This is a genomic window from Corallococcus sp. CA047B (assembly GCF_003612065.1).
GTDB classification, from domain to species: Bacteria; Myxococcota; Myxococcia; order Myxococcales; family Myxococcaceae; genus Corallococcus; species Corallococcus praedator.
In genome coordinates this window covers 1-13,866 of sequence record NZ_RAWD01000066.1, presented here as the reverse complement: position 1 = coordinate 13,866, position 13,866 = coordinate 1, and the positions used below count along the sequence as shown (strand labels likewise).

Annotated in this window: 11 protein-coding genes and 1 pseudogene; 10 read left to right on the top strand and 2 right to left on the bottom strand. The window is 69.9% G+C overall.

Translation table 11 applies throughout. The features are described 5' to 3' along the window. Positions 1–70: 70 nt before the first annotated feature. The 3 genes from D7X74_RS13310 (at position 71) to D7X74_RS13300 (ending at position 3,410) form a co-directional block, all read left to right on the top strand. Entirely contained in the window at positions 71–502 is a 432-nt protein-coding gene (locus D7X74_RS13310) for a hypothetical protein (protein ID WP_120533321.1), read from the top strand. 131 nt (positions 503–633) lie between these two features. Then, positions 634–1,770 carry a hypothetical protein gene (locus tag D7X74_RS13305; RefSeq protein WP_120533320.1) on the top strand — a complete coding sequence of 379 codons (1,137 nt, stop codon included), beginning with the start codon at positions 634–636 and terminating at the stop codon, positions 1,768–1,770. Between the two features lie 131 nt (positions 1,771–1,901). Then, the gene (locus D7X74_RS13300) at positions 1,902–3,410 is read left to right on the top strand and encodes a hypothetical protein (protein ID WP_120533319.1); all 1,509 of its coding nucleotides are present in this window, start codon (positions 1,902–1,904) and stop codon (positions 3,408–3,410) included. 69 nt (positions 3,411–3,479) lie between these two features. Here the strand turns inward: D7X74_RS13300 and D7X74_RS13295 are convergent, their stop codons facing one another. Beyond that, on the bottom strand, positions 3,480–5,306 hold the full coding sequence (locus tag D7X74_RS13295; protein ID WP_120533318.1) for a fibronectin type III domain-containing protein: 1,827 nt from the start codon (positions 5,304–5,306) through the stop codon (positions 3,480–3,482). A gap of 192 nt (positions 5,307–5,498) precedes the next feature. On the opposite strand from D7X74_RS13295, the gene D7X74_RS13290 reads away from it, so the two are divergent. The 6 genes from D7X74_RS13290 (at position 5,499) to D7X74_RS13265 (ending at position 11,499) form a co-directional block, all read left to right on the top strand. After that, on the top strand, positions 5,499–6,044 hold the full coding sequence (locus D7X74_RS13290; protein WP_233602083.1) for a DUF2378 family protein: 546 nt from the start codon (positions 5,499–5,501) through the stop codon (positions 6,042–6,044). Between the two features lie 137 nt (positions 6,045–6,181). Then, positions 6,182–7,402, top strand: a complete 1,221-nt coding sequence (locus D7X74_RS13285; RefSeq protein WP_120533316.1) for a hypothetical protein — start codon at positions 6,182–6,184, stop codon at positions 7,400–7,402. A 40-nt stretch (positions 7,403–7,442) separates the two neighbouring features. Next, entirely contained in the window at positions 7,443–8,414 is a 972-nt protein-coding gene (locus D7X74_RS13280; RefSeq protein ID WP_233602082.1) for a HEAT repeat domain-containing protein, read from the top strand. Positions 8,415–8,463: 49 nt separating this feature from the next. Then, a complete protein-coding gene (locus tag D7X74_RS13275) occupies positions 8,464–8,979 on the top strand; it encodes a hypothetical protein (RefSeq protein WP_120533314.1) in 516 nt (171 codons plus the stop codon). 75 nt (positions 8,980–9,054) lie between these two features. Continuing rightward, on the top strand, positions 9,055–9,561 hold the full coding sequence (locus tag D7X74_RS13270; RefSeq protein WP_120533313.1) for an SgcJ/EcaC family oxidoreductase: 507 nt from the start codon (positions 9,055–9,057) through the stop codon (positions 9,559–9,561). Between the two features lie 255 nt (positions 9,562–9,816). Next, positions 9,817–11,499 carry a hypothetical protein gene (locus tag D7X74_RS13265; protein ID WP_120533312.1) on the top strand — a complete coding sequence of 561 codons (1,683 nt, stop codon included), beginning with the start codon at positions 9,817–9,819 and terminating at the stop codon, positions 11,497–11,499. A 100-nt stretch (positions 11,500–11,599) separates the two neighbouring features. Here the strand turns inward: D7X74_RS13265 and D7X74_RS13260 are convergent, their stop codons facing one another. After that, a complete protein-coding gene (locus D7X74_RS13260; RefSeq protein WP_120533311.1) occupies positions 11,600–12,631 on the bottom strand; it encodes a serine hydrolase in 1,032 nt (343 codons plus the stop codon). A 684-nt stretch (positions 12,632–13,315) separates the two neighbouring features. Between D7X74_RS13260 and D7X74_RS13250 the strand changes: the two are divergent. Beyond that, positions 13,316–13,866: pseudogene (locus D7X74_RS13250) on the top strand (hypothetical protein); the annotation flags it as partial.

Genomic DNA, 13,866 nt, shown 5'->3' with positions numbered 1-13,866 from the left:
CAAAACAGGAGAGAGCCGTTTAGCTCCCTCTACGGGAAAAATTGTTTCCCGTCTCTAGAGGGGGTTGTTCATGAAGAGTTCCACGCTGTTTGCCTCGCTTTCGGTGGCTGTCCTGGGCATGGGTTCCGCGCAGGCGGCGACCATCACCTTCACCATCCAGAACAAGATCACCACCAGCAGCATCATCAATACGTTCACGAACACGTGCACGACGATCATCCCGAGCCTCGGCACGGTCGCGGCCAACTCGACCTCGGTCTCGCACCAGCTCGACTGCGGCACGTCGACGGCCGTCGCATTTCGATACGCGAGCGGGACCAAGACCTGCACCTTCAACCTGAGCTCCATCTACACCCCGCCGGACCCGTTCCTGGGCACCCCCGCGTCCTGGACGCCGAACGGCACGGCCACCTCCAATGGCAGCACGTTCGCGACCTGCAAGGCGACCCTGACCGGCCTCGGGTCGAGCGGCAACTACACCTGGGCGCTGTCGATGCAGTGATGTGTTGAGGGCCAGGGCCTCACCCGAAGCAGCTCAGGCGGGAGGGCCCTCGCCACGGTGAAGGCGCCCGGGACACGCCCGCTCGTCTCGGGCGCGGCGCCGCCCTAGACTGCCGTCCTCCCGGAGGATGGATGAACTCGAAGCGATTTCATGGGCGGCCCGCGACCACGGCGCGCTCGCTGGTCGTGGGGCTCGCGCTCGCCTGCGCGGCGGGCTGTTCGGACGATGAAGGGCCGGGCGTGGACGTGCCCAACCCGCTGACCAACCCCAAGGACGGCCCACCCGCCGGCAATCCGAACGCGGAGGCCACGTGCAGCGTGCCCGCCGAGGCGGGCCTCGCGGACGTCTCCAAGCCCACCACGGTCGTGGGAACGGGAACGCCGGCGAGCTGCACCAGCGCGGCCTTCATCGAGGCCGTGGCCAAGGGCGGCGTCATCACCTTCGACTGCGGACCAGAGCCAATCACTCTCACGCTCGACAGGACAGCCAAGGTCTTCAACGACAAGGGGCCGGACATCGTCATCGACGGCAAGGGCCTGGTGACGCTCAGCGGCGCGGGCAAGCACCGCATCCTGTACATGAACACCTGCGACCAGAAGCAGGTGTGGACGACCTCCCACTGCCAGAACCAGGACCACCCCCGGCTGACGCTCCAGAACCTCACGTTCGTGGACGCCAGCTCCAAGAGCGAGACGGAGTTCGACGGAGGCGGGGCGGTCTGGGTGCGCGGGGGGCGGGTGAAGGTCATCAACTCCCGCTTCTTCAACAACGCGTGCGCGGACGTCGGGCCCGACGTCGGGGGCGGCGCCCTCCGGGTGTTCAGCCAGTACGAGGGGCGGCCCGTCTACGTGGTGAACACGACCTTCGGCGGCAAGCAGGGCTACGGCGGGGTCTGCTCCAACGGCGGCGGCATCAGCAGCATCGGCGTGTCGTGGACCGTCATCAACAGCCTCTTCTCCCACAACCGGGCCATCGGCAACGGCGCGAACCCCGCCGGTCCGGGCACCCCGGGCGGGGGCAGCGGCGGCGCCATCTACAACGACGGCAACACGATGACGCTGTCCCTCTGCGGCACGCGAATCGAACACAACGAGGTCAACGCCCACGGCAGCGCCATCTTCTTCGTGAGCAACGACCACTCGGGCGACATCCGCATCGACCGCTCCGTCATCCAGAACAACACGGGTGGCTCCTGGTACGCGACGTATCCCCAGATATCGAATCACTCGGACACGCCCATCGAGGTGACGAACTCCACGATTGAGTGACGGGCGCGCCGTCCGCTCCCGGAGGAAAAACCAGGAAAGAGCTGAAAACACTCCCACCTCCTCCGGGTCCCCCTTGGACAGCAAGGCCTTGCACCCCACCCTCTGGCCGCATCGGGCCGGAAGGAGAGGACATGCGTGTAATGAATTGGGGTTCCCTGCTGTGGTTGGGATTGGCGGGGATGGGGTGTGGCGGTTCGCCGGGTGAAGAAGTGTCAGGGGAGTTCGTGCTTCCGTTGGCGGAGGCCGCACCCGCGACCACCGTGAAGGAAGACTCCCGCCAGGTGACCGCGCAGGCGTGCCCCGAAGGGGTGGCGTCTCGGGTGAGGGACATCATGACCCCGGGCCTGGGGGGCTTCATGGGAGAGCTCACCAACGTCCAGGGGACGCTCTACTTCGTCACCTCCACCTTTGGCAGCGACGCCATCTTGTGGCGCAGCGATGGTACGGAGGCGGGCACCTCCCCGGTGAAGGTGTTTCCGTCGGTCCCCGAAGGCTTTTCCCAACCGACGGACCTGGTCGCGGTGGGCAACCGGCTCTTCTTCCAGATTTCCAGCACGGCCACCGGGAACGAGCTCTGGGTCAGCGATGGGACGGAGGCCGGGACCCGGCTGGTCGAGGACATCACGCCGGGGCCCGAGCGCTCCTGGATATACAGTCCCACCGACATCAATGGCCGGCTGGTCTTCTTCCGCTACGTGCCGGTGCCGGGAGGAGAGGCGCTGCCGGAGTTGTGGCGCTCGGACGGGACGGCGGCCGGCACGCTGCGGGTGCGCAACTTCAGCGCGTTCTCCGGACTCGACTACGACACCTTGAAGGTGGGCAATGCGTTGCTCTTCTCCTTCGGCCAGAGCACGGGCACCACCCTGTGGCGCACCGATGGCACGCTGGCCGGGACCACAGCCATCAAGAGACTGGACTCGGGCCCCGTCGACATCGCGCAGGTGAACCGCACGGGAGACCCCGGGGTGTTCATCCTGCGGGACGGCCCCAACTACGAGGTGTGGAGGACGAATGGCACCGAGACGGGGACCTTCCGTCTGGACTCGTTCGGCAGGTACGTGGGCCTCATCGGGACGCTGGGTTCGTCTGTCTACCTGCACTCCCTGGACAATCCGACGACGAAGCGGCTGCGCATCGACCGCCTCTCGTTGAACGGCGGGGGCAAGACGGGCATCACCACCCTGCCCAACCCCTACGGCGCCGGTGAGGACGCGTACCCCTACGTGCAGAACACGACCGTCTCTGGAGGTGACCTCTACTTCTCCATGGCCATCGGCAGCGCCGGCCCCTCGCCCGTGAACGTGTCGCTGTGGGCGACAAATGGAACCGCCGCGGGGACGCGCAAGCTCTACGACACGCTCTCGCTGGGAGACGAGTACTGGTCGCCCGTGTTCGCCACCGGCACGGGTCAGGTCCTGTTCGGCGCGAACGCGGCGGGGTCCGGGTCCATCCTCCCCTATTTCACGCGGGGCAGCGTGGCGACGACCGGAAGACTGGCGAGCGTCTACGTGCCGGATTCGTTCACCCGCGTGGGCAATCGCATCTTCTTCACCGCCGTTGATGACACCGGGCTGCGCCAGCTGTGGTCCGTTCCGGCCACCTTCACCTGCCCACCGGGGCCGGCCGTGCAGCAGGAGTGACGCCGGGCGCCTCCGACGTCGTGCCTCCCGCCCACCGGCATGCACCCGGTGGGCGGGCTGCATCACGGCCTACTGATACGTGTCCAGGTAGGCGCGGTGGCTGTTGGAGAACTCGAAGTGGGTGAACTTGTCCCAGTTGATGGACCAGGTCATCAGCCCCTTGAAGCCCGGGTAGCCGCCCGCCTGGCGCAGCACGTAGGTGCCGCCGAAGGACTGGCCCTTCATCAGGTAGTCCAACGCCTTCTGCACGTTGGCGGTCGTCGTGTAGCCACCGCCCGCGGCCTGCGGTGAGGACGGCAGGCCGATGACGACCTGCGAGGGCTGGAGCGCCGGGAAGACAGCGCTCGCGTTGCCACCGACGGGGAAGCCCTGGAGCAGCATCTCCGCCATGGCCACGTGGAAGTCCGGCGTGCCCTGCGCGTAGGCGCGGCCGTCCAGCGCCGTCACCGTGCCGGTGTTGTAGTGCTGCACGTGCAGGTACGTCAGCCGGTCGCGCAGCGCGTGGATGACGGGCAGGTAGGCGCCCCACGGGCCGCCGTAGGCCGCGTAGCCGCCCTGCACGTAGGCGGTCTCCGGCGCCATGGTGAGCAGGAAGCCCGCGCCGTTGTCGTTGAGCAGTTGGCGGGTGCCGGCGATGAGGTTCTGGATGCGGGGCGTGGTGGGGTTGCGGAAGTCGGTGTCCCCGCCGTTGAGCGCCAGGGACGCGCCCTCCAGGTCCAGGTCCAGGCCGTCAAAGCCATACGTGTTGATGAGCCCCTGCATGCTGGTGACGAAGTTCTGCTTCGCCGCCGCGTCGTCCAGGTGGATGGTGCCGTTCGCGCCCCCCAGGGAGATGAGCACCTTGCGGCCCTGCGCCTTGAGGGCGGCGATGTCTGACTTGAACTCCGCGACCGTGGCGTTGTACGGCGTGAAGCCCATGGTGCCGGAGCCCGCGCCCGTCACCGGCTCCGCGAAGGCGACCTGGATGACATTGAACTTGGAGGAGATGTCGCGCAGCCGGATGTTGGTGGAGCCGTTGTCGAAGTTGTGCCAGTAGCCGACCAGCACCTTGCTGCCCACGGGCGCGGTGTTGTTCGTCGTGGCGGCGATGCTGTTGCTGGCGGAGGAGCGATTGCCGGCCGCGTCGCGCGCCTTCGCCGTGAACGTGTAGGTGGTGTTGGCCGCGAGGCCCGTCACGGTGGCGCCGAGCGTGGTGCTGGTGGTCGCGGGCGTCGTGGCGCCATTGACGAAGATTTCATAGCCGGTGACGGCCACGTTGTCGGACGACGCGTTGAACGCCAGGGCGACGCTGCTGGACGTCACGCCGGTGGAGCGCAGGGAGCCGGGCGCGGTAGGCGCCTGCGTGTCGGGCAGGGGCCGCGTGGGCGTGGTGGTGCTGAACGCCGCGCTCGCCGCAGAACGGTTGCCCGCCGCGTCGCGCGCCTTCACGGTGAAGGTGTACGTGGTGTTCGCCGCCAGGCCCGACACGGTGGCGCTCGCGGAAGCGCTGGTGGCCGAGGCGGCCGCGCCGCCGTTGACGAAGACTTCGTAGCCGGTGACGCCCACGTTGTCGGACGAAGCGCCCCACGTCAGCGACACGCTGTCGAACGTCTTGGAGGGAGAGCCCAGGCCCGTGGGCGCGGTGGGGGCCTGCGTGTCCGCGGGTGGAGTGCCGGTGCGCTCCAGCCACAGGGCGAGCACGTTGGGCGGCTCCCAGCCCACCAGGGACGTGTGTGACTGCCGGCAGTCGTAGCCCTTGCCGCCATAGGACGCGATGTCGCCTACGACGTACGAGACGCCCGGAGCCCAGGCCCCCCGGTCCGCCGCGGCGGCCAGGGCGGGGAACAGCATCAGGAGCAGCGCGGCGGTGGCCATCCGCGCGGAACGGGCCGCGCGCGAGGGGGAATGGGGATGCATGGGGTGAAGCCTCCCAGGAGGGGGTGCGCAGGGAGGGAGGACGAGACCCGGTAAAACGGGTCAAACACCCTGGACGAATTCCGTCAGGCGCCGCTCCAAAGACAGCACGCACCGCGCGCGCGAGTGCATTGCAGGGCCAATCCAGGGATGCTCGCGGGCTTCCAGCAACGGAAGCGTGGGAAGGGTGCCGCGTTGAGCGAAGAGATCGTCTACCGCCATGCCATCGAGGGGCTCTTCCTGCGCTCCGTGGGCAAGCGCCTCACGCCGGAGCTCAAGGACCAGCTGCGCGCCATCGGCCTGGACCTGGACGTGAAGATTCCGCACCACACGCCCCGCCGCGTCTTCGCGGAAGCGCTGGGCATCACCGCGCGCCACCTCTACCCGGACGTGGACGCGCAGGAGGGCTACCGGCAGCTCGGCGTGGGCATCATCACCGGCATGGAGCACACCCTGCTGGGCAAGGCGCTCGTGTCCCTGTGGCCCATCTTCGGTCCCGACCGCGTCCTCTCCCGCATGCAGGAGAGCTTCGCCACCGTGAACAACTACCTGAAGACCGAGCTCATCACCCACGGCCGCGCGAACCACACCATCAAGGTCAGCGAGTGCAACGGCAACCCGGGCTACCTGATGGGCATCATCGAAGCGGGCCTCACCCGCGCCGGCGCGAAACACCCGCGCGTCGAACCCTTCGACTTCGACGGTCACGCCTGCTCCTACCGCGTGCGCTGGGACCCCTGAGCCCGGGACCCTCTCCACCGCACCGCGGCACATTTTCGTAATCTCAAAAAAAGATACATTCTGGTCGGTTTGTACTGGTCTGCCGGAGAATTCCAGGTCTAAATGGAAATAGACCCTTTCTCCCCGGCCGGTCCGCCATGCCCCCAGACTCCTCCCGTCCCTCCGCGTCTCCCGGAGAAGGCCCACCGCGCTGGCGCAGGCCCCTGCTCGCGGCGGGACTCGGACTGGTCGCCCTGTTGGGCGGAGCGGCGCTGCTCTCCCGGGGTTCAGGGGATGAGGCCGGCGGTCCCAAGCCGGTGGCCGCGACGGAAGGCTCCCACAAGGGCTCGGCCTCGCGGGGCGGTTCGGGTCGCGCGCGCGGTGACACCACGGAGGGGATGGAGGCGGATGCGGCGCCCCGCCGGTTCGAATCCGGGACGTGCTGGCGGGACCTGGAGCGCTTCAACGACCAGGTGACGGTGGCGACCTTCCGCGACTGGGCCGCGCCGCTGCTGGCCTCGCGGGACGCCGTCGTCCGCGACTACCTGAAGGAGCGCCTGACGGAGCTCATCGGCAATGACGCGGGGCACGCCCGGGAGGTGGTGGGGTGGGCGCGCGACGCCAAGGGCAAGGAGTTCCAGGTGTACCTGTCGGCCCTGCGGGACTCGGAGGCCGTGCAGCAGCCGCAGGTGGCCGCGCAGCTGATGGCCGCGGGCCTGGACCCCACGCTGGAGACGGGGCGGCGCGCGGGCATGCTCTCCGCGCTGGACACGCAGAAGCGCCTGGAGCCGGCGGCCCTGGACCAGCTGGCGGAGTTCGCCAGGGATCCGGCCTCCGCGGAAGCCGGCTGGGCCGCCACCCGTACGGTCGCGCGCGTGATGAAGAAGGACTTCGCGCGGACGGGCAACGCCTCGCCCTATCTGGACCGGCTGCTCACCATCGCCACGGACTCCCCCGACGAGGACATCCGCTACCTGGCGCAGTCCACGCCCATGCACACGGCGCCGGTGCTGGACGCGGCCTCCACCGAGCGCTTCACGCGCATCCTCACCAGCGAGGGCAACGACGACGGCCGGGACGCGGCGGCGCACAACCTGTCGCTGTCCCAGGACAAGGAGCAGGTGCTGGCGCTGTTCGCCCGGACGTTCCCGACGGAGCCCTCCGTGTGCGTCAGATGGGCCTTGTTCCGTTTCTCCGCGCGCGTGGCGGGCAAGGACGCGCTGCCGGTGATGGCGAAGATGGCCGCCATCGACCCGCGCTTCCAGGAGCAATACCGCATCTTCGAGCAGCTCTATGCCAGCGGCGTCCTGGACTTCATGCGGCTGTGGAACAGCCTGCCCAACCAGGACCCCTTCGCGTGCATGGAACACCACGACTGAGTCTCCGGGAACGCCAATGACACGCATGTCTTCCTTCCGCATGAGCACCCTGGGATGGCTGGCGTTCGCGCTGGGCCCCCTGCTTCCCCTGACAACTTTCGCGCAGGCCGCGTCCACCCCTCCGGCGCTGGAGGGAGAGACCTGTTCGGTGCCGGGCCTGATGGATCAGATCCGCCGAGGGCTCACGTCCAAGTCCCCCGCCTACCAGCGCTACCTGCGCAAGCTCCTGCGTGAAGCGGCCGTCACCCTGCCCGGCGCGGAGCTCCAGGCCGCGTTCGAGCGGGAGACGGACCCGACGATGGCGGAGCACCTGGCGGCCGCGCTCGTCGCCCGCAGCGAGCGGGAAGCGGACGTGGGCGCGATGCAGGTCGTGGCGAAGCGGGCGCTGGAGGACCGCGACCCGGCCGTGCGCTCCGCCACCGTCCGCGCCATGCGGCGCACCGGCGCGCTGGAGAAGACGGGCGACCTGTACGAGCGCCTGATGCGGGATGCGTCGCCGGAGGTGCGCATGGAGGCCGCGACGAACCTCTCGGAGGACAACCAGTTCGTCTACGCGGGACAGCTCGGCTCCGCGACGGACACGGCGGTGGCGGCGGCGGCGGCGTCCCGCGACCCCAAGGCGACGGCGAAGATTCTGGGCACCCTCAACACGGAGAAGCTGGGCGCGGAAGCGGCGGGCAGGCTCCAGGGCCTCCTGCGCAGCGACTCCGCGGAGGTGCGCCAGTCGGCGGCGCTCGCGCTGGGCGGCGTCCCGGCGGATCAGATGGGGCAGGCGCGCGAGTCCCTGGTGTCCATGTACCGGGGCGAGCGGGACGCGGGCGTGCGCAAGGCGCTGGTGCAGAGCATTGCCCAGCTGGGTTTCGCGGGCGCGGTGCCGGAGCTGCAACGGCTCCGGGGCATCGACCCGGGCATGGCACCGGAAATCGACGCGTGGATTCGCGCGCTCGGCACGGGTCTTCAGGAGTGGGAGCTGCTCCTGAGGGAGAAGCAGCGGCTGCAACAGGCTCCGTAGCGGTCACTCACCCCCCAGGGCCGGGAGTCCGGCCCGAAAGGAACATCCGATGCGTTACATGACGAAGGCGTCCCTCGCGGCACTGACCCTCCTCCCCCTCATCGCTGGCGCCCACACGGTGAAGTCGCCCTTCCCCGGCACGGTGACGGCCACCACCTACTATTCGAGCGGCAGCTTCCACGGTGCCGTGGACATCTCCAGCGGCCGTTGCAACTACTGGGGCGCGGAGACCGGCGTGGTCGGCTCCGTCTACTGGAACGTGACGGTCCGCACCTCGGGCGTCTACTGCAACGGGACTGGCAGCGGTACCCAGAACGAGGCCAAGCACGTGTGGGCCAGCGGCTGGACGTTCCGCCAGTGGCACTTCATCAAGACGGCGGACTCCTATGACCGCACGTGCGACCGCTGCCAGGTCGGCAACGAGGGCGCCACCGGCAACTCCACCGGCCCCCACGCCCACCTCCAGCAGGACAAGGCCGGCACCAACGACACGTCCTGGTACAACGGCTACACCACCAAGGGCGAGGCCGTGGACCGCACCGAGACCGTCGGCGTGCTGGACTAGTCGCGCCGGGAGGCGCGGTCTTCTGGCCGCGCCTCCGTTGCCGTGAGAAGGACCGGTCATGGCAGACTGCCCGCCATGACCCGTTCTTCCATTCTTTCCGCCCTGGCGGTCCTGAGTCTGTCATTCGTGTCCGCCGGCTGCGCGACGGTCGACCCTGCCCGGGCCGAGCAGGACATCCGCCAGAGGGTGAGCGCGCAGACCCAGGCCTGGAACGCGCACGACGCGAAGGCCTGGACGCAGGACTTCGCGGACGACGCCGACTTCGTCAACATCGTGGGCACCGTGTTCCAGGGCCGCGAGGAGATCGAGACGCGCCACGCGGCCATCTTCGCGAGCATCTTCAAGACCAGTCACGCCGAGGTGACCGTGCGCAGGCTCGTGTTCCCGACCCCGGACATCGCCGTGGTGGACACGGTGCATGAGGTGACGGGCCACACGGGCCTGCCCCCGGGCGTGCAGAACACCCAGGAGGGACTGCTGCGCACGCAGATGCGGTACGTGATGAAGCGCACCGACACGGGGTGGCGCATCGTCGCGGGGCAGAACACCGACGTGAAGCCCCCTCCGGCGCCCCGGCCCTGAGACACCCTCCGACGCGAAGGTTTCCAGGCGGGCGCGGGCCCTGCGAGCCGCCTGGCCCCGGTGAGGGTTCTTGAGCCAGGGAGCGGCGGCGGGGGTGCTTCCTCCGCCCCCTTGCGGAGGGGCGTGGCGGTGGCCGGAAGACAGGAGGTACGTGAACGCCTCACGTGCGCCTTGCGATGCGGCCCGGGCTGCACTAGCCATCCGGGAACGGAGGGGCGACGGCGCCGACCGCTCGGGTCCTCCGAAGAGGAATCCATGGCCCAGCGCCGTCCGACCCCCAGTTCCGCATCCCCTGGCAAGTCCACCGCCCGCAGTGCATCTGGCAAGGCCGCCGCGAAGCCCGTGGGCCGGGCCGCCACCGGCAAGGCCCCCGTCGCGGTGAAGAAGGGCGCGGCGAAGACGGCCGCTCCCGCGAAGAAGGGCGCGCCCGCGCGCGGGGGCGCCGTGGTCGCGAAGACGAAGCCGGCGGCGAAGGCCCCTGTGGCGAAGTCGAAGCAGGGCGCACCCGCGAAGGCGCCTGCGACGAAGTCGGCACTGACCACGAAGGCACCCGCCGCGAAGTCGAAGCCGACGGCGCAACCCGTGAAGGCACCGGCGGCGAAGTCGAAGTTGGCGGCTCAGCCCACGAAGGCACCTGCCACGAAGTCGAAGTTGCCAGCGCCCCCCGTAAAAGCACCTGCCGCGAAGTCGAAGCCTGGGGCTCAGCCCGCGAAGGCACCTGTGGCGAAGTCGGCACCGACCACGAAGACGCCCGCTGCGGCATCGGTGCAGGGCGCACCCTCGAAGGCGCCTGCCGCGAAGTCCTCGAAGGCGCCTGCCTCCAAGCCAGGTGAGCGGCCCGCTGACGCGCCCGTGGCGAAGTCGAAGCTGAAGGTGCCGTCAGCCGAGGCGTCTCCCGCGAAGGCGGTGGAGGCGACTCGTGCGCAGCCCACGAAGCCGAAGCCGGTGGTTCAGGCCGAGAAGACGCTTGCGGCGAAGAAGGCGAAGCAGGCCGAGATGGCACTCGATTCGACTTCGGAACACATCACCGTTCAGGGCCTTCAGGTGCGCGAGGAGGAGAAGGCCGCGACGCCTGTCCCGGCCGAGACGACCCGTGCTCGCCCCACGAAGAAGGGCATCACCGGAGCGGCTCCCGCCACCGACGAGGCACCGCCCCCGAGCCCCGTGGCCACGGCCGACGTGCCCTCTTCCAGCGCACTGGAGACGCCCCCGCCCTCCACGCCTCCCGCGAGCGCCACGGAGGCCACCGCGACCGAAGCATCACCGGCGAGCAGCGCGGAGCCCACCACCGGTGAAGCCGCGTCGGAGCACACCGAGCCCCAGGCCGCGGCCCCGGCGCCATCCCCCAAGGCCCGCGCGACGAAGCGCAAGGCCGCGTCTGAAGACAGCGCATCCGCTCCGACCGAGGAGCAGACGCTGCGACCCGGTGCTGAATCCCCGACCCCTTCGGAGGAGGCCGCGCCCATCGCCGCCGCTTCCGAAGCCACCGCTCCCTCGGCAAGCCCCGAGGAGTCGACGACCGCGCCCTCCTCCACCAAGGCGAAGCGCGCGGGCAAGACCGCCGCGCGTCCCCCCCCTTCGGAGCCGAGCGAGACCGAAGCGCCGTCCGCACCCGAAGCGGCGAAGCCCGCGCGCCCCGCCGCCGAGCCCCAGTACCTCGTCCTCACCGGGGGCTCGCCCTTCCTGCGCGCCATCGGCTTCGTGCGCCGCGCGGACGGCGAACCCCTGCCGGGCTTCGTCAACCTGTCGGTGTCGAAGATGGCCACGCTCACGCTGCCCACCGAGCCGGGCCAATACGAGTTCCGCTTCCAGACCCGCAACGGCAACGGCGACTTCAAGCTCGCCCAGCGCACCGAGCGCGGCTCCCCCAAGAACGTGCGTGACTTCGAGATGGAGCCTTCCGGGGCCGTGCAGATCTACCGCTTCAGCATTCCCTGAGACGAACCGACAGGCCTCCGTCACACAGGCAACCGCCGTGTCTGGGATTCCAGACACGGTCATGCCCGGAGGCCGTCCACCCGGCTCACCTCCCCTGACTTCAGGGACGGGGCAGCAGACCGGAGAGCATCGCCAGCCCCGGCGCTTCCAGCGGCACGCGCCCGCGCAACGCGGCGAACAGCGACCAGCCGTGGTCCGACAGCAGCACCACGCCCGCGTCCGCGTCCGGCGCGAAGCCCAGGAAGCCCACGGACCCGCCCATCACCGACGAGCGCCACACCACGGCGTGCCCACGCACCTGGGAGAGGGTCCATCCCAATCCCATGCGCGCGGGCCCCGCCTCCACGCGCGGCGCATGCGTCATCGCCAGCGCGCGAACGATGGACGGCTCGCCCCGCCCCAGGTTCGCGTCCAGGAAGCGCAGCAGGTCGCCCACGGTGGAGTGCAGCGCACCCGCGCCAGGGAGCGCGGGAAACGTCCAGGGCGGCACGGGCTTGCCGCGCGCGGTGTGCCCGGACAAGAGCCTGGGGGCCAGCTCGTCGGAAACCCTCGCCGTGGTGTCGACCATCCCCAGCGGCTTGAAGAGCAGGTCCCGCAGCGCGTGTCCGTAGTTCAGCCCCGCGCGCCGGGAGAGCGCATGGCCCAGCACGCCCATGCCCAGGAAGGACTCGGCATGCGGTCGCGGCGACGGACGCTCGGGGTGGTAGCCGCGCAGGAACTCCCCGAACAGGCCCGCTGAGTAATGTCCAAACGGATCCTCCGGGTTCTGCGGCGCCGCATGCAGGTTGGGCGGCAGGTGCGGCAGGCCGGAGGTGTGCGTCGCGAGCTGCTCCACGGTGATGCGGCCCGCGACGTCATCCACCAGCAGGGCCCGGGGAATCAGCTCCGAGAGCGGCGTGTCGAGCCGCAGTCGCTGCCCTTCCACCAACACCGCGGCGAGCGCCGCCGTGAAGACCTCCGTGAGCGCGCCCAGGCAGAACACCGCATCCGTGGGCGGAGGCGTCCCCTTGCCCTTGAGTCCCAGTACGTGGTGCTCGCCCCGCTGGGTGATGCCCGCGCACAGGGCCGCGGAGCGATACCCGCGCAGGTAGCGCCGCGTCTCGGCCTGGAGGAGTTCGGAAGGGGTCGGCATGGGGTGGTGCGGCTCTTACGGGCCCCCTGCCCCGCGACGCAAGCCCTCCGGACCGCGTCTTGTCAGGCGTTCCCATGCGCCCGCGTCCACCTGCTGGAAGGACTCGCACACCCGACACGTCGCCCGCGTTCGCCCCTGCCGGGCTTCGCCGTGGCCGTGTCAGGTCGCGCGGGTGCCGGCGTCAGACACGGCCCGCCTGCCCTTCCACCCCGTCGCTGAAGCCAGAAGGGCCGCGCCCACCCTGACGAAAGGTTCTCGGAGAGGCGGCGCCCCCCGAGCGGGTCGATGGCATCGAGGCGGTAGGACGGCTCCTTCTTGTCCAGCCCCGAGATGATCACATCGAAGGTCGTCGCCGGGCCGCCCTGGGGCACGAACCAGTGGATGTTGTCGCGCTCCGAGCACATGGTCGAGACCTCACCCAGCGGCCCGGCGAGATACGCCGGGAGGGCGGCGCGGCCCGGGCCTCACCGAGCAGTGCATCGAGCAGGAAGCCAGACATCATCGCGCCAAGATGGCCCCGGCGCGTCAGGCCCAGGGTCTCCGCGGCGGACACGGCTCCAGTCACTTCGTCGGGTGCGCTCATCCATCCTGCCTTCGTCACGGTCTTCTGGCACATCGCAGCCCGCCGAGGAACGCATCCGGGACGGATGGGACGCCCCGGGGCCCGGTGCTACCGTCGCGGCCATGAAGGACCGTGCCCCGCGAAACCGCTCGTTGCTCCACCGCCTCGCCGCCCTCCTCCTGGTGGGCGCCACCGCGTGCGGAGGCTGCCGGGCGACCGATGCCGAGCGCGCCGCGAAGGAGCGCGCGGACATCGAGGAGCGCATGCGCGACTCCGTGGCCATCCTCCCCTACCGCGCCTTCAAGCTCACCCTGCGCGCGGATGGCGACCCCCGCGCCCCGGAGGAGGTCGCCCTGCTCTGGAAGGCCCTGGCCGAAACGCGCGAGCTGCCCGACAAGCCCATCACCGACGAAGCGACGCGCGACGCGGCCCGCACGTACCTGAACCTGGGCGTCGCCTTCTACAAGGCGCGCAAGACGCTCCAGACGCGCGACGAGGACGAGTTCCCCCTGCTGTGGTCCAAGTGGATGCCCGGCACCCCCGTGCCCCTGGCGGCCTATGACGCGGGCCACGAGCACGCGCTGCTCGCCAGCGTCTGGCTCCTGCTGGACCGCGCCGCGAAGGCCGGCCACATCCCCTCCACGGAGCTGGCCCTCTACGAGCTGTCGCGCGC

Excerpts from the sequence above, each read along its gene's own strand:
- D7X74_RS13310 (WP_120533321.1), top strand. The coding sequence starts at position 71 with ATGAAGAGTTCCACGCTGTTTGCCTCGCTTTCGGTGGCTGTCCTGGGC.
- D7X74_RS13305 (WP_120533320.1), top strand. The coding sequence starts at position 634 with ATGAACTCGAAGCGATTTCATGGGCGGCCCGCGACCACGGCGCGCTCG.
- D7X74_RS13300 (WP_120533319.1), top strand. The coding sequence starts at position 1,902 with ATGCGTGTAATGAATTGGGGTTCCCTGCTGTGGTTGGGATTGGCGGGG.
- D7X74_RS13295 (WP_120533318.1), bottom strand. The coding sequence starts at position 5,306 with ATGCATCCCCATTCCCCCTCGCGCGCGGCCCGTTCCGCGCGGATGGCC.
- D7X74_RS13285 (WP_120533316.1), top strand. The coding sequence starts at position 6,182 with ATGCCCCCAGACTCCTCCCGTCCCTCCGCGTCTCCCGGAGAAGGCCCA.
- D7X74_RS13280 (WP_233602082.1), top strand. The coding sequence starts at position 7,443 with ATGAGCACCCTGGGATGGCTGGCGTTCGCGCTGGGCCCCCTGCTTCCC.
- D7X74_RS13275 (WP_120533314.1), top strand. The coding sequence starts at position 8,464 with ATGCGTTACATGACGAAGGCGTCCCTCGCGGCACTGACCCTCCTCCCC.
- D7X74_RS13270 (WP_120533313.1), top strand. The coding sequence starts at position 9,055 with ATGACCCGTTCTTCCATTCTTTCCGCCCTGGCGGTCCTGAGTCTGTCA.
- D7X74_RS13265 (WP_120533312.1), top strand. The coding sequence starts at position 9,817 with ATGGCCCAGCGCCGTCCGACCCCCAGTTCCGCATCCCCTGGCAAGTCC.
- D7X74_RS13260 (WP_120533311.1), bottom strand. The coding sequence starts at position 12,631 with ATGCCGACCCCTTCCGAACTCCTCCAGGCCGAGACGCGGCGCTACCTG.